The organism is Kitasatospora sp. NPDC088779 (genome assembly GCF_040685395.1).
GTDB lineage: Bacteria > Actinomycetota > Actinomycetes > Streptomycetales > Streptomycetaceae > Kitasatospora.
The window spans coordinates 45,418-68,405 of record NZ_JBFBHW010000048.1 but is presented as its reverse complement, the minus strand read 5'-3'; the positions used below and the strand labels follow the sequence as shown (position 1 = coordinate 68,405).

Below are 22,988 nucleotides of genomic sequence, written 5' to 3'. Positions count from 1 at the left end.
GGGTACGGCTTGCGTTCACTCACCTCACCACCCCAACAGACCACCGGCCTCGGACGGGCGGACTCCACCCCCGCCCACACCATCAGGTGACAACAGAACCAGTCAAATACTCACGAACCGCCCTCTGAGAGCCTCACAACTCCACCCGTCAGCAGGCAGCCGAGCCTGACACCCTGTTGACAGTCCAGCTCAGCGACCAACCGAGGAGAAGCGATGGCGATCAACCAATACGGCACCGAGGCCCGGGCCTACTGGCGCCGGTGGCTGCCCCAGCGCTACGCCGCCCTGCCCGATCCCATCGCCTTCTTCACCGCCCTCGGAGAGCAGGTCGAAGCCCAGGTCGGCGACCTCTGGGACCAACTCGTCATCGCCGACACCGCACCGCCCGAGGAGACCCACGAGCAGCGGGTCGCCCGCCTCGCCCAGCTCAAGGCCCACGCCGAGCACGAGGTCCTCGACGAGACCGTGCGCCTGGAACCCGAACCCGGCGCCGGCCTCGAGGACGAAGACGACGGTCTGGAAAGCGACGAAGACCACCAGGCCCGCATCGAGCACCTTCACCAACACACGGAGTGGGCCAGCACCACCGCCGACGCCCTGCTCGACGGCAAGCTCCACCTGAGCGATCTCGACGACCAACAGCTGCGCCACGTTCTCGACTACATGACCCCCTCCTTCCTTCGCCTGTTCGGCACGTCGGTGGAGGACCAGCGCGCCCGTGGGCGCGACCTGTAGCCACCGGAGAAACCCGGCCCGCGACCTGACCACACTCGACGCGAAGCGCGGAGGATCGCATGTACCAGACACCTCGTCAGCTCAGTGAACTGGAGAACGAGGCCGCGAGCGGCGCGATCCACCTGCGCGCCCAGACGAACTGGGCGGACAGCCTGTGGCAGTACCGGCTCTACGTCGTCGACCCCGACTCGCCCACCGCCGGCTCCGACGAGGTCGGGCGACACGTGCTGATCAGGGTCAACGAGGACGACACCGTCCACGAGATCGCCTCGCCTCGCCAGTTGACCCACACCGAGTGGGCCGAGGACCTGTTCGACCGACTCGTAGAGGCCCAGCAGTTCGGGGGACTACCGCCTGTCGCCATGACCGACGACGGCGGCACGGACCCGGAACTGCTGGCCGCCGAGCACCGGCTGACCGCCGAAGCACTCTCGTCCCCGCCTCCGCCGGCCTTCGACGCCATCCAGCTCGGTCCGGCGCCTTCCGCGAGCGAACCCGAGGACGACGTTCCCGTCGCCCTCGACGACCTGCGCGCCGGCGACCTGATCGAGCACCTGGCCGACCGGCCCGAGTACCTGCCCAGCAGCGACGACACCATCGAAGCGGTCGTCGTCTCCATCGACGGCCACGACCTCATGGTGCAGGACACCGACAGGGACGACGAACCGTACGACATCGACCTGAACCAGGTGGTGTCGGCGTCCCGCCGCGCGCCGACGGCACCGGTCGGCCGGCCGCGCTTTCGCCCGCAAGGCCAGGACGACCTCGCCCCCTCCGGACCCCTCGCCCGGATCCGGGCGAACATCGACGCGATTCGCGTACTGCACCGGCTGCGCGAGGACGACCGGCCAGCCACCGAGGCCGAGCAGGCGGTGCTGGCCCATTGGAGTTCCTGGGGCGCGGTCCCGGCCGTCTTCGACCCCCGCCAGAAGGACTTCGCCGGCCTGCGGGCCGAACTGCGCGGCCTGCTCACCGAGGAGGAATGGAACGCGGCCGAGGCCACCACCCGCAACGCCCACTTCACGGATGCGGCCCTGGTCCAGCCGATCTGGGCCGCGCTCAGGGCCCTAGGTGTACCGACGGTCCTAAGCGACAAGAAGCTCCGCTTCGCTGAACCCGGCTGCGGCAGCGGCAACTTCATCGCCTTCGCGCCAGACGGCGTCCACATGACCGGCATCGAGCTCGACACGGTCACCGCCGAGATCGCCGCCGCCCTCTACCCGGACGCCGAGATCCGGTCCGAATCCTTCGTCGACACCCGGATGCCCGACGGCTACTACGACGGCGCCGTGGGAAACGTCCCCTTCGACGAGATCGCTCTCCACGACCCCAACCACAACCCGCTGCGCCTGGCCACCCACAACCACTTCATCGTCAAATCGCTCGACCTCGTGCGGCCGGGCGGGCTGGTCGCGGTGCTCACCAGCCGCTACACACTCGACAGCACCGGCAAGACCGCACGCCTGGAGATCTCCAACCGAGCCGACCTGGTGGGTGCGGTCCGCCTGCCGGCCGGAGCCCACCGCAAGGCCGCCGGCACCGAGGTCGTCACCGACCTGCTGATCCTGCGCCGCCGCGACGAGCCGCCCGAGGTACCCCCGGACTGGATTGGCCTCGCCCAGGTCCCCGTCGACGCCGACACCGGCGTGCTCGTCAACAGCTACTTCGTCAAACACCCTGAGATGGTCCTCGGCCGTCACGTCCTGACCAGCGGCAGGTTCTCCGCCAAGGAGGTCACCGTGCGCCCCCGCCCGGGCGCCGACACGGCCGACGCACTCACCAAAGCCCTGGCCTCCATCACCACACACGCCCGCGAGAGCGGCCTGACCATGAGTGCCAGCCCCGACACCCGCCAGCGCGCCGCTGTCGAGGCACAGGCCCAGCGGATGCACCGTGCGCACGAGATGTTCGGAGACGACCTCCAACGCTTCCAGGGCACCCTGATCGACCAGGGCGACGGAACGTTCCTCCAACTCGTCGGCCACGAGATCACCGAACGGCCGGTCCACAAGAACGCGGCCGAGGAACTGCGCTCCCTGCTACGGCTGCGCGACACCTACGTCGAACTCCTCAGCGCCGAGTCCACCGGCGACACCGAGCAGATCTCGACCCTGCGCGCCCAACTCAACTACCGCTACGACACCCACACCGCGGCCTACGGGCCGATCAACAAGCGCGAGGCCCGGCGCGACCGCCGCACCGCCCACGGCTCATTCCGCACCGACCCGTACGCCGCCGGCGTGTACGCCCTGGAGATCTACGACCCGGACACCGAGACCGCCAGCAAGGACGCGATCTTCACCCGCGCGGTCACCAAACCGGAGATCGAACGAACCACGGCCGAAACCCCCCAGGACGCCCTGGCCATCAGCCTCAACACCTTCGGAGAGGTCCGGCTCAGCGAGATCGCCCGGCTCCTGTCGCTGGACTCCCTCGAACAGACCCGCGACGCCCTCGGCGACCTCGTCTACAACGAGCCCGGCACCCAGCGCCTGATCCACGCCCCCACCTACCTGTCGGGCAACGTCCGCAACAAGCTCGAAGCCGCGCAGAACGTCCTGCACATGGTCTCCGACGACCTGCGCGGCCATCATCCCTTGCAGGCCAACGTCACCGCACTGCGCAACGTGCTTCCCCCGGACAAGCAGCCCGGCGACATCGACGACATCCGCATCGGTGCCACCTGGATCGACCCGAAGTTCTACCAGGACTTCCTCCAGCAGCTCCTGCAGACCAAGTACCTCACCGTCACCCGCGAATCCGGCGCCGACTGGGACGTCGACGCGCCGAAGAGAGTGCGTGAGTCCAGGGCCGCCACGAAGGTCTACGGCACCGAGAAGCGCGACGCCGTCGACCTGTTCAAACGGATGCTGCGTCGCTCCTCCCTGGTCGTCCACCCGCCCAAGCCCAAGGAGGACACCAGCCCGGAGGAGATCAGGAACGGCAAGATCTGGGCAGCCAACCAGACCGAGCAGGTCGTGGCGAAGGCCGACGAGCTCGACCGACTGTTTGGGGACTGGCTGTGGCAGGACCCCGACCGGACCCGCGAAGTCCTCGCCAACTACAACCGGCTCTTCAACTCCTGCGCCCCCTACCAGGGCGACGGCAGCCACCTCACCTTCCCCGGAATCTCCGACGCGATGCCACCGCGCCCACACCAGCGAGCCGGCGTCGCCCGCGCCCTCGTCGAGACCGGCGGAGCCTTCTTCGACTACGAGGTCGGCTTCGGCAAGACCCTCACCATCGCCATGACCCTCATGGAGATGCGCCGCCTCGGAATGGTCCGCAAACCCTGCATCGTGGTGAAGAACGCGACAGTCAACGGCTTCCGCAACGACTTTCTCAAGGCCTACCCCAAGGCCCGGGTCCTCGCCATCGACAGCGCCGACTTCGACAAGGACACCGCCGCCACCTACATCGCTCAGATCGCCAACGGCGACTGGGACGCGGTCATCCTGCCGCAGAGCCTCTTCAAGCGGATCCCCCTGTCCGGCCTCGGCCAGCAGCAGTACGTCGCCGACCAGACCGCCGAGTACCGGGCCCGGATCCACAAGGTGATCACCGGCAGCGACGCCGCCCTGGACCCAGTCCTTAACCCCGGCGGCGACCCGCTCACCGCCGACGCCCTCGACACGGTCGCCGCACACGCCACCGAAGGCACCCGCCCCAACGCGACGCTGCGCGACACCGTCAAGAAGCTCCAGGGCGACCTCAAGAGGCACACCCAGCGAGCCCAGCGTGTGCTCACCAAGACCTCCTCCACCGGCATCAGCTTCGAGCAGAGCGGCATCGACTTCATCGCCGTCGACGAGGTCCAGGACTACGCCAACGGAGACGTCGGCGCCAACAACAGCGAACTGGCCCTGACCGTCTCCGGCCAGGCCCGCGACCTCAAGGCCAAACTGCGGGCCCTGGCCCGGGCCCACGGCCCGAAAGTTGGCCTCGGCTCCACCGGCACACCGTTTCCCAACGCCATGTCCCAGGCGTTCGTCATGATTGACCTGTTCCGCCCGGACCTGCTTGCGCAGGCCGAACTGGGAGCATTCAGCTCCTTCCAGGCGCAGTACCTGCGGGAGACTATGGCCCCGGAGGTCTCACCCGAGGGCACGCCCCGCATCAAGGAACGCATCGGCGCCTTCATGAACGCGATGCAGTTCCACCAACTGTGGAAGCTGGTCGCGGACGTCAAGACCGCAAGAGACGTCAACCTCCCCCGACCCGACAGCACCAACGAGACGATCGTCGTGCCAGCCACCCACGCCGACCGCGACTTCATGGACGAGATCGCCGCCCGGGCGGAGGAGGTCCGCGCCGGCAATGTCGAACCGTCCGAGGACAACCTCCTCAAGATCTCCAACGACGGCCGGATGGCGGCCATGGACCTGCGCATGGTCGACCGCAAACCTGACGGACCAGGCAAGCTCGACGCCGCCGCCGAACGCATCGCAGCCATCCACCACGCGTACAAAGACCGCCGCTACACCAACCGGCAGGGCGACCCAAGCCCCATTCCGGGCGCCCTGCAGCTCGTATTCGCCGACCGCGGCACCGCCTCGGACGACAACCGCAAGCTCGGCAAGTTCATCGCCTACGACTACCTGCGCGACCAGCTGATCGACCGTGGCGTCCCCGCCGACCGCATCCGCTACGTCCAGGAAGCCAAGACCGCAGAGGAGAAAGAGCAGCTCTTCGCGGACGCCCGCAACGGCAAGATCTCCGTGCTGATCGGCAGCACCGAGACGATGGGCGTCGGCGTCAACGTGCAGGACCGCGCCATCGCACTCCATCACATCGACTGCCCGTGGCGCCCCAGCGACGTCACCCAGCGCGAGGGCCGGATCGTTCGGCAGTTCAACCAGCACTTCAAGCTCGGCATCCCCGTCGGCGTGTACCGCTGGGTCAAGGAGGGCTCGTTCGACTCCTTCATGTGGCAGACCGTCGAGCGCAAGGCCCGCTTCACCGACCAGATCCGCACCGGCCGCGAGCTCGAGGAACAGGACCAGGCCCCCCTCGACGGCGACCTCGGCAAGGACTACCTGGAGTTCGGCGAGATCAAAGCCATCGCCACCGGCAACCCCCTCCTGCTGAAGAAGATGCACGCGGACGAGGAACTCCGCCAACTCGAGTCCGCCTACAGCAGCTGGAAGCGCACCAACAACCACCTGCGCAACGTCGTCGACAGCAGGGACGCCACCGTCGCAGCAGCCGAGAAGCGCGCCGAACTCGTCGGACGCGCTGCCGCCGTGCGTACCGACACCACGGGCACGGCCTTCAGCCTGGAGACACCCGACGGTACCGTGCACACCAAGCGGACCGACGCCGCCACAGCACTGCGAACCCAGCTTGCCCTCATCCAGCGCCATTCGCGCGGCATGCGCAACAGTCGCTTCGAACGTGTGGCGACCCTCGGTGGCCAGGACATCCAGGCGCGCATCGACGGCTTCCACAACTACATCCAGTTCACGATCGAAGGCCTCAGCCACATCGCTCAAGCCACCTTCGTGATCGACGACGCCAGCGACTTCCTGAGCGAGCCCAAGCCGCCCCTCGGCCTGATCGCCAGGCTGGAGAACCACATCGAGAAGCTCGACGGCCTCCACTCCCTCCACATCGCGGTCGTCGATGAACTCAAAATGGAGGCCGAGCGCGCGACCAAACTCGTAGACCAGCCCTTCGGCAAACACGATAAGTTGCTCCGCGCCCGCGCCAACCAGGCACAGATCGACGCGGAGATCGCCAGCCAGGCCGGCCAGGTGCACGACGACGACCAGACCCAGACCCCGGCCCAGACACAGCCGGCAGCCGGACCGGACGCCGCCCGGGACAGTGCCCGGGAACTGCGCGATGCGTACTTCGAGTGGTACCGCGCCAACGGCTACCGCGTTCGCGACATCTCCCGCGAAGAGCAGACGCCCGCGGACGCCACAACCCCCGAGGACACCGCCTTCCGGCAGCTCCTCGCCACGGGTGACGAATGGGCCGCCGAAAACCAGCGGCACCTGGAAGAGGCCCGCGCCGGAGGACACCCCGACTTCCGCGCCACGGCACAGACCCAGAACCTCGTTGACGCGGCGACGGCCTACCTCGACATCCTCCAGAACCTGCCGGACAACGCGGAGAAAGACCCGAATGACCTTGTCCGCGAGCTGGTCTACGCGGCACGCAACCACCTCACCGAGACACCGGCCCCGGTCACCGCGGCCGCCGCCCCCGTGTCAGCCACACCCGCCCCCAAGACACCCCGCTTTCCCCGCACCGGCCGGCACCCCGGCCGGGAAGCCGTCCAGCCATACTCGGACCGGGCCGAGCACTGGGCCGCCGAGCAGGCCATGCTGGACACCTACCGGGCCTGGGCCAACCAGTTCGGGCCCCGCCTCGCCGACGGCACCCCGCAGGAACAGGCACTTGCGGAAGCCGGACAGCGGGTCATCGCCGAGAGTGCCCGAGCCCGGCGCGCCCGCCTGCTGCACCTCCCCGCTCTGCTCGACGTGCGGCTCATCCAGGACCTTGCGGACAGGGCTCGCAGCGTCGGCAACCAGTGGGACCGCGAAGCCCGGGAAAGCCGGACCGTCTCCGCCACCTGGGACATGGTCAAGGCCGTGCGCGAGCACGCCGACCGCTACCTCACGACCGTCGACAACCCTCGGATTGAAGTCGTCCAGGCCTGGCTGGACACCCCGGAGCCGATCAACGCCCTGGCGGAAGAAATGCCAGTAGCCCCGGACCTGTCGGGCTTCACCCACTACACGGTCACCGGCGGCGACGGTGTCCGCAGCGAACCAGCCGACGGTACTGACCTGCATACGACCCTCCAGCAGTTGATCGCTGACGGCGCCGCACTGGGCGCGCACCCGCACGGGATCTCACTCACCTGGCCCGACGGCACCCGCTACGACATCGCACCGGCATCACCCACCTCTGCCCCCGCCAACCCAGACCCTTCCCCCAGTAGCCACGCATCCGACAGCGCCCCCGAGGCCGAGAACGCGATCCCCTACCCGTTGACCACTGAAGAGACGGCCGGATCCGCACTCCCACGGGCCAGGAACCTCGCCGCACTCCTCGGGCACTACGGCGACGCCGGTGAGGCCGCGGCAGGCCGAGAGCTGGTCCGCGCGACCGCTGACGAGCTCCGGACCGCCATCACCCTGGCACAGGCCCACACCCTCACTCCCGAGGCCGCCGCGACACTCACCGACACCACCGCGGCGATCGACACGGCCGCCACCAGTGACCAGCACCTCCCCAACAACGTCTTCGCCGCCTACGACAGCCTCGCCCAGGCCGCCGAGCGCCTCGCCGACACCGGCATCCCGGCAACCACCGACCCGGCGCAGCGACTGGCCGAGCGCACCCACCGTCACATTGCCCGACTGCACGCCACCCGAGGCCTCTACGACCTGCTCCTCGACGCAGCCAGCCTCGACCCCGACTCATGGGCCGTCCAAGCACGCACCGACCCGTTGAAGGAAAGGCCGACCTTCTACGCCGACAGCGGCCACCTCTACTACGCCCGCTCCATCGTCTTCGAGACCTACGACCGCTGGCCCGACACCCACACCTCGGGCGGCAGCCCAGCCACCCAGCGGCTGCGCACCGCGATGTGGGACCTGCGGCAGACCCCGGACACCCTCCTCGGTCGGGCGATCACCGAGTGGCTCGAGGTGGCGGGCCTCGCCCTCGAAGCTGCCTCCGACGCCGACCAGCCGGCCAGCAGCGAAATCCTCCGAAACGTCGCCCGGCACGCATACGAACACCAGCGCAGCCTCGCCGCCCACCAGATCGCCGCAGCGAACGCCGACCCCTACGGCCCGGATCAGCCGTTCCAAAACGGGACGCGCGATCTGACGGCCGCACTGGAGGCGTGGATGAGCACCGCGACCGCAACACGCCTCGGCAGTGGCACCAACGACCAGGCTACCGGCGGACCCACCGCCGCCAAGGCGCACGAAAACCTACGCGAGGCCTCACATCAGGCACTGTGGGCGACCGCTGCGGACGGCACCCTCGACGACCTGGTCCGCCATAGCGCGAACCTCGCCCACGCCTCCTACGCGTTGGCCTTGAGCCTGCCGGAGACCGCCTACCGCAGCCGCGACGATCGCAAGCTCCTCTCACACCTGATCCGCTCCGCCTATGGCCACGCGGCCAGCAGCAGGGCCTCCACGAAGGACCCTGCCTCCGCGGCGGAGATCCTCGCAGCCCTCACTGACCGAGGCGACACCCAGGCCCCCACACCCGTCGTCACCGCCGCCGCCAGCCCGGAGCCGGCCACCACGCCGGCCCCAGCCGCGACCGTCATCGAGATCGAGCACCACTACCGCACCAGCACGGTGCGAGGCATCAGCGACAGCGAGGCCGACGCCGCAGTCCTCACCGTCCTGGAACGCCAGGGATTCAAGCCCACCACCACACCAGGTACCTGGGCGCTGCCGCCCCGTACGACCTTCAGCAACCGGGACAACCGCGTCCGCAACGTCATCTTCGCCCTCCAGAACCTCCAGCGCGCCGTCCACACCATCACCGAGGCGCCCGAGCTCCCCCGGGACAACGACATCACCATCCCCGACGGGCAGCCCTACACCTCGAAGCAGGAAGCCACCCACGACTTCGAAGCGATGTTCGGCGGCCTGTGGCAACTGAAGGAGACACCCGCCGGCAGGAAGCTGCTCACCACCGGCCGGGGTGCCAGGGCCGACGGCGAGGCCGTATGGCAGGCCATCGAAGACCTGCGCCAAGGACCTGTCGGCAGCAGCCTCGACCCTTTCGTCCACCCCGCCCAGGATGTCGCCGAGCGCTGCCGCCACCTCGCCACCGCGGCAATCCAGCTGTCCCGCAACCTGGAGCGCGAGCAGTACAGGGCGCCGGTCGCGCTGCCTCACCTGCGCACCCTTACCCAGTACGCCACGCTCCTGTCCTCCCGCATTACCGCGACCGTCGAACGTGAAGGCGCCTGGGAGCGCGCCTTCACAGACCCCGCGCCGGACACCGACCAGGAGCAGGCATCCTCCGAGCCGTACGAGCCAGCAGCGGTGGCAGAGCCTGGCCCGACCACCAGCACGTCCGCCATCGCGAGCGACCCGCTCGTCGCCGGACCGTACAGCGGCGAGGGCCTACTGCAAGCCGCCGCCCGACTGGCCGAACTCCACCAGCAGCTTGCCAGTGCTCTTCCCAGGCACGCCCGTGCTTGGCCGCGGCGCGACGATGCCGTGGCCGAGGTCCAGGCCAACTGGGAGCAGGCGCACCGGGAAGCCACCGCCGACAAACCGAACCATTCCACCGTCATGGACGCGTACCTGCGTGCCCTCGGGTCGACAGGCCAGCTCACCCGGGAGCTCGCGACGGCGCAGGCAGACGACGCAGCGAACGCGCTGGCCCAGCAGCTCCTGAGCGAAACCGAGAGCCACATCGTCAGGCTCACCCTCACCATCCGCCGAGCGCACGAAGACCAGCAGCGCCACGAAGACCGCCGCACCCGCGACCGGGCCGCCTCCCAGCACGGCACGACCACGGCCGAGCCCACAGACCGCCCGACGCCGACTCCCGCTGACGGCGGCGACGCAGGGCAGAGGCCGGCGAGGACCACGACGGCCGACGGCTCCCGCAAGCGGGCAACCGTCGACCTCAACCGCTATCTCCAACCCGGGTGGCAGGTCAAAATCGATGGCGAGCAAGTAGGCGAAGTCCTTACCGACATCGACCAGGCCGCACGTGAAGCCGTCGACCACGCAGAACGGCAGCGCACTCCCGACGCCGCTACAGACGGACAGCCAGGTGCCGCATTCCTGCCGGACCGGTGGTACACCTATACCAGTGCCGATGGCACCGTGTACGACGAGTCGGGGCGGCTCCTCAACGAACTCGTCGACAGCATCGCAGGAAGCAAGACCACCCGGACCGTCAAGGGAAACGTGATCACCTCCGGTCCCGCCGGCGAGGTGATGAGCACCCTCCTGCCCGACGCTTTGCCAGCGGCCCTCGCCGGACTCGAGGACGAGGCCATCAGCCTACTCAAGGAGGCGGTACGGCACTTCAACGGAACCGCTGGTGATCTCGATCTGCCGGGCCGACTGGACGCCTGGCTTACCGAACGTGCCGGTACCGCCCCCTTCGCCGCCGCCCTGACCTCGCCGGACGACCTGCGGGAGTTTCGTTTGGCGATGCGCCACTACTTCCACGACACCGTGTCGAGGATCGCCGCCTCCGCCGCACAGTCCGGCCCGGCACAGCCGGCGGCACCGGCACCGGCCGAACCCGCGGCCCGGGCGACTGCTTCCCCGGTACCCGGACCGAGTTCCGAGGACGACGCCGGCGCCGAGACTGCCGCCATGCCACAGCCCGGATCCGACGGCCCTTCACCGGAACCAGACCAGGACCAGCCGCTCGTCGAACCAGCACCGGGTCGGGCCGGAGAAATCATCGCCACCGCGCTCGCCAACGGCTGGGCCGCCGAGGGCCGCTGGAACCGCAAGCGGTACTCCGACAGCTACGACGTCAGCCTGGAGGCCCACACCGAGGCAGGACGGCGCAGCTACAGCCTCACCTGGGAATTGAGGAACGGCAGCCACACCTACAACTCCGAACGCTCCATCGCCGCCCATCTCAGCGGGAAGTCGGCCAAGGAGGGCTTTCGCCCCAAGCTCGGCACGGTGGAACAGGACGTCCGCCGGCCCGCCGTTCCCGCGCCCATCGACCGGACCCTCGTGGGCGACCCGGGCGCCCGGCAGCCCGGCACTGCGCCCGCAGCGGCTGCGCCGGACCGCCTGCCCGCCATGGGGCCGGACGATGAGGTCCTGGCACCCACTACCGAGGCCCAAGCCGGGGCGCCCGTCGCCGACAGCCACGGCACACTCCCGGGGGCCCGTGATGCCGGGCCGGTGACGACGGACCGCCAGCCGCCCGACCCGGAGCCCCCCGCAGCTGACGCGGCTCCTACGGTGCCGGACGGCGCCACCACAGTCCCCGGCCACCCGGGATACTGGTGGCGCCACGATCCCGAGCCAGCCTCCGACCCCTACGCCGACTACCAACCCGTCCGCCGTTCCTCGATCACCATCGGGGTCGGCGAGCGCGTCATCGGCCGCGCGACCGCACCCGTCAGCGGGGCGACTCTGTGGATGGGCTCGGTCACCGGCTCCCGCAACAGTGTGCGCGGCGAGCGCACCCCCGGCGCGACCGCCGCCAAGATCGCCCAGCGCCACCGGACCATCTCCGCCGACGTCGACTTCGACCAGCCCCGCCCCGTCGAGACCGTCTGGATCGACCACACCGGCCCCACCGCCGAACTCCACGGAGTGCCCAAACAGGGCGACGACGAAGCCCAGGCTGCCCGCGAGGACACCCAGTTCACCTGGGCCCCCAGCCGCGAAGTCCACGTCCAGACCAGCAACACCTCCCGCTCTACCAGTCTCTACAAGACCAGCCTGTTCGTGACGGCGATGCTGGAGCGCGGCCGCACCATCGCCGTCCGCCAGGACCCGCACACACCGCCCGGCCCGGCCAACACCACCGCACCCGAACTCTGGCCCGACCAGCGCCAAGCCCTCCAGGGCACCGACATGACGCACCGCAAGACCCGGTGGTCACCCATCGAGCTGAAGGTCGGCGACGAAATCCTCGCTGGCTCGACCCCCTGGTGGCGCCGCGTCACCGCCGTCAACAGCGACAACCTGCACACTTTCGGCAACGAGCCGGACACCTACGCGAACCTGTGGGCGGTGCGCCGCGGCAACCACCTCTTCACCATCGCCGACGCGTCCGACCCCACCCCGAGCACCGCCCGGCCGCTGACCGGCCCCGTTACCGACCTGACAGACCAGCAGATCCAGGACGAACTCGCGCAACTCGACCTGCCACCGGCAGAGCCAGGCCACGCCGTGTACGTGGCCGCGCGCAAAGCCGCGCTGAGCGACAGTCTGGCGCGCCGCCACACCCTCCGACGAGCAAAAGAACAACAGCGCGCCGAACGATCCAGCCACCAGCGCACACCAGCTGGCCGCAAGAATCTCGTGCTGGACGAGGACGGAGCGGCGCTCGGTGCGACGGCCAAGGACGGCAGACGCTTCCTGTCCCTCGACCGAGACGGTAACCCCCACAGCGAGCACAAGACGCGCCAGGCCGCACGGAGCGCGGCCTACGAGCGCGCCGATCGGGCGGCCGACCGAGCCCCGGCCGGCTGGCGGCCCAGCGCATTCGACGACCTCGAGTCCGGCGCGGTACTGCGCCTCCCGGTCCGCGAGAGCCTGCCGCCCGGCGCAGGCGGTGGGCGCGCGGTCGACTGGTCGCAGCCGCTGACCCTGATCTCGACCACGCACAGCGACACGGGCGAGATCACCATCGAAGGCAGCCGCGGCGACATCATCGTCACGGAGACCGTGCCAGGAGTACTGCGCCGACATGGGGCGATGCGTCAGGCAGAAGGCGACCACGCGTACAGCGCCGACCAGCTCGCCCGCCGGGCCGCCCGCGCCTACCTTCGCCAGCGGCAGGGTCCACGGGCGGCCTTCATCCTCACCACCCGCATGAACGCGCTGATCGACGCCGCGACCACCGCAGTCAGTTCAGCACTGGAGCGGCCGCTCGACAGCCAGCAACTGGCCGATCGTCTCGACGCCGTGAACGTCGCAGCGTCCGCCATCGTCGGAGCCGCGCAGTCCATGGGCGACGCCGACCTGCAGGCCGCGTACACCGATCTGGCCGTCGACGCCGCGGCATGGGCCGACCATGTACGCGACCCCCGCACTTCGCCAGTGCCCCAAACTGCCGAGTCCCAGGCAGCGACCGAAGCGACTGGAGCGACCGACTCGGCCGACATTCCCGATCTGGCCACAGAATTGACGGCCGCCGCTCAGGTCAGCCAGAGGGACCTGCCCCGCATCGTCCAGCAGCAGGCCGCCCGGACCCAGCCTGCCCAGACGGTGACCGCAGCACCGATCCCAGCGGCGGCAGACGAGCCGCCCACCGCCCGAGGCACGGTGCATGGTGCAGAACAGGATCAGGATGCAGCATCAGTCCTGTCCGACCTGCACTGGTCCCATCGGATGGCCGACGTTGTGCGCTGGGCGGCGGCTGGCGAGGTGAGCTTCGATGGAAGCTACTACTGGCGCAACGGCAAGTCGAAGGTACGGGCCGAGCATGTTCGAGTGCTCGCCGGAGCCGGATTCCTTTCCGTCGGCGCGCCGGTCGTCCAGGCCACCGCCGACGGCCACACAGTGCTCGCTTTCGCGGACATACGTCCCGACCTGCTGCTTGACGATGACACGGCGATGCACCGGATCCGCGGCGAGCGACGCCAGCTCCGGGCATGGTCTGAAGAGGAGCAGGATCGTCGGGTCCTTCCATTTCTCCCCAACGGGGTGGAGCATCGACGCCGATCCGCCGACGCCCGTGCCGGGGAACTCGACTACGGCCACCGGCAGATCGCCAAGTGGACAGAGATCGCCGAGAGCCACCCCGATCCTGTCGTCCGGCAAAACGCCCGGGAATCACTCTCCAACCTCCGAACCCTGTACCGCTTGCCAGAGGGCAACCCCACACCGATCATCGAAGGCCAGAACCACCACGACGATCAGGCGGTGACGACCGCCGCTGCTGATACCACCGAACCGCCGGCGCCGGACCACACCCCCGCCGGAGAATCAGCCGCGGCAGCAGCACCTCTCAAGGAACTGATCGACGGCTTCGGCGATCGTGTCGCGATCGGCCACATCGGCCCCGTACACACCGAGCCGGAGACTGAACCACTCGCGGACCAGGGCCTCCGGGTCCCGGTCGAGGGCCTGCCCGGCTTCAGCATCCGCACCACCACCACCCGGAGGGACGGTAACCAGCATGAGCTGGTTACCCCAGACGGCCAGAGCGCGGCCACAATCCGCCGCACACTCAACAACAACTGGCAGGCCACCGTCGGGCAGGACCTCACCGACACCACTATCAGCCTCCAGGAAGCCGCTCACCACGCGGCCCGCCTGTGGGCGTTCAACAACAACGTCCACCTCGGACCCGGCCTCGACCAGCCTTACACGGCGGCCCAGGACCTCCTGGAAGGCCGCCAGAGCCTGGGCCACCAGCGCACCCCGTTCATCAAGGCCGGCAACAGGGCCTTCGGATCCGACTACGCCCGCCAACCCGAACTCCTGGCGATCGAGACCGCCTTCGCCGCCTGGGACGATGCCAGTAGCAACACCATGGAGGGCATGCGGGCCGAAGCCGACACCCTGAGTGCCTTCCTGGGCCCCGCCGCCGCGCTGCGCGAACGGGTCACCGGCGAGGCTCGCGAGATGCTCGCCTTCCCAACCGCCCTCATTCTGCAGGAGGCCAGGACGCACCAGGCGCGGCTGCGTGCCACCGCGGACTTCCTGGAGCGCAGGAGGCAGGAGTGGACCGAGGCGGACGCCGCGCGGTTCACCGAACCCGGCTACGTCGATCTCGTGAGCCCGCAGGTCACCTTCGGACCCCGTGATGCGCAGGGCTGGGTCCCCGCCATGAAGGGAACCACTCTGCTCGGTGCGGTGCGCCGCACTGCAATGGGCGAGTGGCTGGCCCGGCTCAGCGACGGCACGCTACTGGACGGGCCGTCGTTCTTCCGGCGCGACGGCGCCGCAGCGGCTCTGCACGCTGCGGACACCGAGCCGGCCGTCATTCGGCCCGGCCCGGCCGGCGACCGGCAGCCATCGGCCCCACAGCAGGCCACCGACCTTCCGGAACCTGTAACGGCCGAAGCCAGCGACGACCTGACTGTCAGCGCTGGGGAGGAGATCTACACCCCGCCCGCGCAGTCCGGGACCGTGACAGTGAACCTTCCCGACCTGGAGGCGTTGGCGGCGCAGCGCCCGTCCGCCGTGACCGGGATCGAGCGGACCCATGCCGGGAGCGGCGCGGAAGGCGCCGCCCCCGGCGAGTCCCGCGGCGCGGTGATGGCAGTCGGCGGTGACGGCATGCCAGCCCACTCCGACGATCCCGAGCCGGCCGCGGTTCGGACGGCTGATCCGGCCACCGAGCCCGACCCGAACGCCTGGGCCAACCGCATCCAGATCGTCACGAAGGGACGTGCAACGTACGTCACCGGGACCGGGCGGTCCGGTTACTACGATGATGAGGTCGGCCTTCGAAAGTTGCTGAAGAAGAACAGAGGGTTCCGTTTCATCCCGGGCGAGAGCCGCTGGAAGTACAGGGGTCGCCCGGCGGACTTGGCACGTGTCCTGGCCGAGATCCGGGCCTTCCTGGAGGAGATGGACGAGCGTGAGGCGGCCGCCTCTGCTGCTGATGCCGTGGCAGCCGCGGAGGAGGCGGGCAAGGAGTACCCGCCCACCCCGCAGCAGCAGAAGATCATCGACGCGTGCCTCGCTGGCCAGGACGTCGCCGTCCAGGCACTGGCGGGGACCGGCAAGACGTCGACGCTGCTGATGGTCACCCGCCAACTGCCCGACAAGCGCATCGCCTACATCGCCTTCAACCGGTCCATCGCCGACGAGGCGAAGCGCAAGATGCCGCGCAACGTCACCGCCGACACCAGCCACGCGTTCGCCCGGGCGGCTCTGAAGGGCAGGCTGATCGAGCGCAAGGTCGCCATTGCCCGCAACCACCCCGGGGCACGCCGGGACAAGGACGTGGCCCGGGCCTTGGGCGTCACGCGGCCCCTCCTGTTCACCGGGGGAGAGATCGACCCGGAGGACGTCGCGAAGACCGCCATGCAGGCGGTCCGGCGGTACCGCGAGAGCGCGGACGACGAACTCGGGCCGCAGCACCTCGGTCCATGGGGCCGCACACCGGCTGCGGCCGGTCTCCTGGACGCCGCCCGTAGCGCTTGGGCGGACATCACGGACCCCGACAGCGACAAGATCGTCTTCACGAGCGACGACTACATCAAGATCTGGGCACTGACGAGGCCTCGGCTGCCCTACGACATGATCCTTTTCGACGAGGCGCAGGACATTAACCCCGTCCTGAAACGGGTTATCCAGGACCAGCCGACGCAGACGATCGTCGTCGGTGACAGCCAGCAGTCGATCTACAGCTTCCGCGGCGCGATCGACGCCCTCAAGGACTGGCCCGCCGACATCGCCCTTCCCCTCACCCAGAGCTGGCGCTTCGGCCCGGAAGTCGCGGCCGTCGGCAACGGCTACCTGACGCTCCTGGGCGCAGACCTGGAGCTTCAGGGCAACCCGGCCCTGGACACGACGATCGGCACGGTGGACGAGCCCGACGCCATCCTGACGAAGACCAACATCGGCGCGGTCGGGGCCGTCTTCGAGGGACTGGACGCTGGCAAGCGGGTCGCCATGGTCGGTGGCGGCACCGACATCAACCTGATCGCCAAGGCGGCGAAGGACCTCAAGGCCGGTCGCCGGACCAAGCACGCGGAACTGAGCGGGTTCGAGGACTGGGACGAGGTCCGCGAATACGCCGAGTCCAATGAGGACGCCAAGGCACTTCAGACCTTCGTACGCCTCCTGGACCGCTACAGCCCCGACGACATCATCGCCATGGTTCGGCAGCTGGTCCCGGAGGACGCCAAGGACCCTGAGCAGCGCCCTCAACTGACGGTCTCGACCGCCCACAAGGCCAAGGGCCGCGAGTGGAACCGGGTCCGCATCGGATCCGACTTCCCCCAGCCCAAGGAGGACACCGAAACCGGCGAACTCGTCCTACCGGGAGGCGAGGACCTGCGCCTGGCATACGTCACCGTCACCCGTGCCAAGCAGCGACTCGAGCTCGGATCCCTCGCCTATGTCCTGGACATCGCTGGTGCGGTGCACCGCCATGCCACCCAGGTCGCGGGAACCGCAGCCGCACCGGAGACTGCCGTGGACCCCCGCACTGCCACGAGCACGCAGCCGGCAACCGAACAGACACAGCCCCAGTCGTCGACTGCCGCCCCTGCCATCCCCGTCCCGGGTCAGCCGTCCGCGGCCGCACGCCAGCCCGTCACAGGACCCCGAACCACGATCACCCTCTTCGCCCCGGCCCCGGACCGCGTCCTGGTCAGCTTCACACCCGAAGGCGCCGGGCCAGCCAGCAGGCCTGTTCCCGGGATCCGGGCCGACGACCTTCCCGGGACAGCCCTGCCCGTGAGCGTGACGGTTTCCGTACCGGTCCGGCCCGCGCGACTGAACGGGCACCTGGTCGAGCCCGGCGAGGCGACCACCTGGCTCGACACGGTTCTTGTCAACGGCCCGCTCGCGTCGGCGTGGGGGAGCGAGCCTGTGCGTGCAGCGCTCGCCGCCGCCGTGGCGGAGGCGGTGAACGACACCCTCGCACCGTCCGCCGACGATCTGGTGACGTGGATCGTCGAGCACGTCGCTCAAGACCCCGACCTTCTGGAGCACGCCGAAGCCGGCAACGTGGCAGCGTTCGCCCAAGGACTCGCCGAGGCCGTCGACGAAGCGCTCATGGACGGCGCGGCGGAGCATCAACTCTGGGCCTACCTACGTGACGGTGTCCGCGAGGACGTGCTCACCCGGGCCACCCCCCAGGCCTACGACACGCTGCGGGCAGCGGCCGCGCAACCCGCGGACGCGATGCTCGGCGTCGCCGAGCCGGCCACCGGCCCACCCACCGCGTCCCGTCACGAAGCCACGGCCGACGATGCTGCCGAGGTCGCGTCTGAGCCCGCGAAGGCGCCGCAGCCGGGAGCCCAGCCTCAGACCTCCTCCGACGCTGAGCACCCGAACCTTGCGCTGTCCGAAGAGGAAGCGCCGGATCAGGGCCGCGACGGCCCGCTCACGCAGTCGGGCGGCCCCGACCCGGTAGGCACCGCCGCTGACTCGGAAGAGTCCGGTGAGGGGACCGAGGCCCACACCGGTCCGGTCACGGACGACGAACTTCGCACCGCACTGAAGTACATGATCGAGCCGCACAGGCTGGCAGAGCTGGCCCGCGCCGTCGCGGGCAACGACACCCGCACCTGGGTCGCCGAGCACACCAAGATCGCGCGTCGCCGCACCTCCTTCCGCCCGATGCGCACACCGCAGCTGCGGCGGCACTACACCGAGGACGACCGGGGCCTGCGCATCCGCGTCACCACCCCGGAGGGGATCCGGGAGAGCCACCTCACCTGGGCGAAGATCGCTGAGCGGGCTTACCGGCGCCTGCCCGAGACGGTCGGAGCTCACCTGGCCATGCTCGATGAGCGATTCAGGGGAATCGACCTGCGGGAGGACCCGGAGCTCGCCGGCATGCTGGACCAGGCAGTCGACACCGTCGTGGACGCCATCGCCCACGGCCCGGAACTGCGCCCGCGACTGCGCCGTACCAGCGCCGCCACGACCCAGACACCGGTGGCCGGAACAGCCCCCAGGCCGGCAGCCATACCCGACCCAGCCCCGGTTTCCGGCGCCGAGCCGGAAAGCTCCATTCTCGGGGCACAGGCGCCAGTGGACGGCGGACACGTTCCGCCGACGCCGCGCCCCGACACCTCACCGCCGGCGCCCGGGGATGTCGCTCCGCCTCGCGGCGTGGTGTCTTCGCACTGGAACCCCACCGAAGGGGGCCAGGTCCCGAACATCGCCGCCCAGCGTGTACTCGCAGCGGGCGGTGAGCGCGCCAATACCGCCGAGTACCTGCGGATGCTGCAGGTCGCCGAGCGGCTCGAGCCGTTCGCGCAGTTCGACGTCAACCGCCGCCACCTTCGGGAGCAGTACCTCGGCCAGGTCAAAGCCCCGTGGGTATGGAAGCATCAGGCCGAGGCCCTGCGGAGTGACATCGAGCGGCTCGGCCAGTCCGTCTTGGTCGACTACCTTACGCGGATCAACGAGGCGGGCTTCGACCCGCACGCGCTGAAGGAAGCATTCTTCGGCAACCCGCAGGAACCGGAGGCGAGCCGCGAGGGCATTGCGGGCGAGTCCCGCCACCGCGACCGACTGCGCCAGGTGTTCGCCGAGCGCCTGCTCGCCGCACGGGCCGAGGCAGAGAAAAAGGGAGCCGATGCGGACGCCGTCGTGGACTTCCTGCGCCGCACGGCCGGCGTGGACCTCGGCCAGGACAACGGTGCCCCGTACTGCCTGGAGACTGTGCTTGACGCGGCACTCGGGAAGGCGTATCTGGCGTACGCGCGGGCCCATCTGAGCGAGGACGCACCGGCGTTCGCGGACCACCTGCGCCGTGAGGCGGAGCTGAGCGCCCGCATCAAGGCCGCGCCGCCGATCTCGCTTCCCGAGAAGTCCCGCTGGGTCGCCCGCGAAGACGTGGAACCCGGCATGGTCATCCGCAGGCACAGAGACGGCCGGTGGGGCGATCCGGAACTGGTGGAGGCCAGCCACGGCCACTCGGTCTCCTGCGTAGGGATCGGCGAGTTCGGCGGACACAGCGGCGGATGGGGCCGCCACTCGCACGTAGCCGTCATCGAGGCGGGCCCGGACGTCACGGCCGCCAAGCACAAGATCCGAACGGACAAACACCTTCGCGAGAGCCTCGACCGCAACAGGGCAGCGTGGCAGCAAAGGCAGCAGAATTCGCCCGCCGAAGAGTCCGCCACCGCATCCGCCGCCTACGGGGACGGCCTGTTCAGCGAGAAGCAGCGCCGGACCGCGACCCGCGCCGTACTGGCTCTCGCCGCCCAGCGCCCCGGGCCGGGGAGAGCGGAGAACGGTGAGCCCTGGGCACCGCTGCGGTGCACACCGGCCGACCTTGTGAAAGGCAACTGGTTCCTCAGCGCAGGCAGCGACGCCCACACCTACCAGGTCGGCTCCAGCGGACTCAGCAGGAACCTGGGCCAGGTCATCGACCCCACGGTCGGCCCGGACGTCTTCCTGAGCCCGACGCAAGAGATCACAGCGCTGGTACCGCTGGAGGTCCTCGTCCTGCCCGGCGAGGACCTTCCCGGGACCGCAGACACCACCGGGCGTCGTGCCCGCCGGCTGGCCGCCGCGTCGACCACCGGCGGACTGCTCCTCGACGACCACGTACACCGGCTGGTCGACCTGGACCTCGACGGCGGCACAGGGCGCGTCGTCGACGCGACCGGCCGCACACGGGGATGGATTCGCGCCCGCAGCCACCGCGGCGTGCGTCAGTGGTGGGCTCAGGACGCACGCGGAGGCGGTCCCGCGGCCGACCGGTGGGACGACCCGGTGGGCGCCGCCGTCTGGACCGCGTGGCACACCTCCAGGCCGCTGCCCGACGTAACACCGGGCCACGCCACCCCCGTTCTGACCGCCGAGCAGCTGCAGCAGGCCGCACCCCTGGCCGTCGCCTGGCGCACCAGCGACGATCCCCGTCTCGCCGAGGCCGCCACCGCGTGGTCGCGCAACGCCGCCGCAGGCCGCCCGCTGTCCCACGGCGGACTCCCAGTTACCAGCCCCCACCTGCACACGCTTGCGGACGCCGCACGTGAGGCGGCGGCCGCGGCCCAACCCGGTACCGGCCCGAACGCGCTGCTGACGGAAGTAGCCCAGGCCCTGCGCGCCGAAGCGCAGTTCCTCGACGCCGCCTTCACACCCGTGCCGCCGCTTCAGGAACCCGACCCGCAGGCCGACATTCCTGCCACCGCGAACCTCCACGGCACCGACGGCGCCGACAGGCAGTCGAAGGAGGTCCTCGTACACCAGCTGGTGATCGGCGACCTCGTTCGCGCGCCCTACCTCATGGCCGGCGCAACGGCATGGGCGGCAGGGAAGCTCACCGGGCACTCGACGGAAACGGTCCGCTCGCACGAGGGAGTCGTCCACGGACACCGCCTGTGGATCGAGGACCCCGAGGGGCACTTGGACATCCCGTTCGTGCCGCTCGGAACCCGCGTGCAGGTCCGCACCGAAGGACAGAACGCGCACAGTGCCGACGCTCCCGCCCGACCGGCAGCCACCCTCCTGCAGGAAAGCCCCACCGACCCTTCCCCGGCGGGCTGGCGGGCCGTCGACGACGTGCCGGAGCGCCTGTTCGCCGGGGACATGGTCCGCGTCCACCGAGGCGACGGCAAGAACACCCGGTACGAGAACGTCACCGTCCAGGACGGCCCCGACTACGCTGGCTGGTACGACACCGTGGGACCGCACCTGCGCTTCTCGATCAAGACGGTCGTGGCGACTCCACAGGCCGACACCTGGACGCCGCCTCCCACCGAACAGGTACTGCCCGGATTCGAACTCACCCCCACGAACCCACTCGACAGGACCGCGCGAACGGCGGCCACCGCACCTTCAGCCGAGACACCGGCTCCGGCCCCGGCACCGACGCACAGCCAGCAGGAGACGACCGCACCGGCCGCCGAGCTGCGCCTCGGCGAGCTCGTCAAGGTGGCGGACAGCCGGGCGTCCGCCAGCTACGGCGCGCTCCTGGCCCTGGGGGAGTCCGACGCCGTCGTCGCGGTCTCCGGGACGGGACGGGGCACTGTCCTGGCCGTGCCGCTGGCGGAGGTCGAGCCGATGGGCTACGACGCGCCCCGGTACTTCCTGGCCTCCGAGCAGGTCTACGTCGACGGTGCCCATCACACCGTCGACCGCATGACGGGGCCGGGCCACGTGCGGACGGCTGCGGGCGGGCTGTTCTCCGTCACGGACATCGTCCGCGAGCGGGACATGCCGACGCTCTCCTCCCAGCCGATCGCGGACCGGTGGTGGCGCTACACCTATAGTGACGGCCGGGTGTTCACCGTGGTGGCGCTGCCCGAGGACGTCGCACGATCCATCCCCGGCCTGCCCATGACCTGCTCGTACGCCATCGCCGTAGGCAGCCAGGTGATCGGTCGTACCTCCGGCGCCGAGATGGATGCCGCGATCCACTGGGCGGCCGCCCACCCCGGCGCGATCTCACCGCAGATGCGGAGCCTGTCCGGTCTGGAAAAGCTCCCGCCCAGCTCCGAGGCCGAGCGCGCTCACCTCGCCGCAGGCCCGCCTCCCCTGGCCGCGCGCACAGGAGTCCGCGCCCAGCACCGCAGCGACCCGGTACCCGCCGCGCCCGTCGATGCCGACTTCATGGCCGGCACCGCGCCCTACCGCGCCTGGAGCCCCGGAGACCCGGCCTACTTCCGCACGGCAAACGGGTCGCTCGCCAGCGGCGAGTTCCAGAACGTCCAGTGGCCGTACTACGTCATCACCGGTGACGACGGCTCCACACAACAGGTCGGCGTGCGCGACGTCTGGTACCGCGACGACGAACCGATCCAGCCGCCCGCATGGACCGCCAGCATGCCGAACGACTACGGACTGGCCCGGGCCTCCGACCTCGCGATCGGCAACGTGGTCCTCACCATCAAGGCCACCAGCCCAAGCAACACCGCGTTCGGGACCCCCCGCATCGTCACCGAGGCATCGCTCGGC

Annotated in this window: 2 protein-coding genes (1 of these 2 running past the window's edge); both read left to right on the top strand. The window is 69.9% G+C overall.

Features of this window, described 5'->3' with window-relative positions; all coding sequences use genetic code 11:
• Positions 1-213 precede the first annotated feature (213 nt).
• The gene (locus AB0P03_RS32350) at positions 214-735 is read left to right on the top strand and encodes a hypothetical protein (RefSeq protein WP_363632183.1); all 522 of its coding nucleotides are present in this window, start codon (positions 214-216) and stop codon (positions 733-735) included.
• 59 nt (positions 736-794) lie between these two features.
• Positions 795-22,988, top strand: partial view of a DUF6349 family protein gene (locus AB0P03_RS32345; RefSeq protein ID WP_363632182.1) — the 5' portion only. 15,420 nt of this gene lie beyond the right edge of the window; only the first 22,194 of its 37,614 coding nucleotides appear in the window; it begins with the start codon at positions 795-797; its stop codon lies off the right edge, out of view.

Excerpts from the sequence above, each read along its gene's own strand:
- AB0P03_RS32350 (WP_363632183.1), top strand. The coding sequence starts at position 214 with ATGGCGATCAACCAATACGGCACCGAGGCCCGGGCCTACTGGCGCCGG.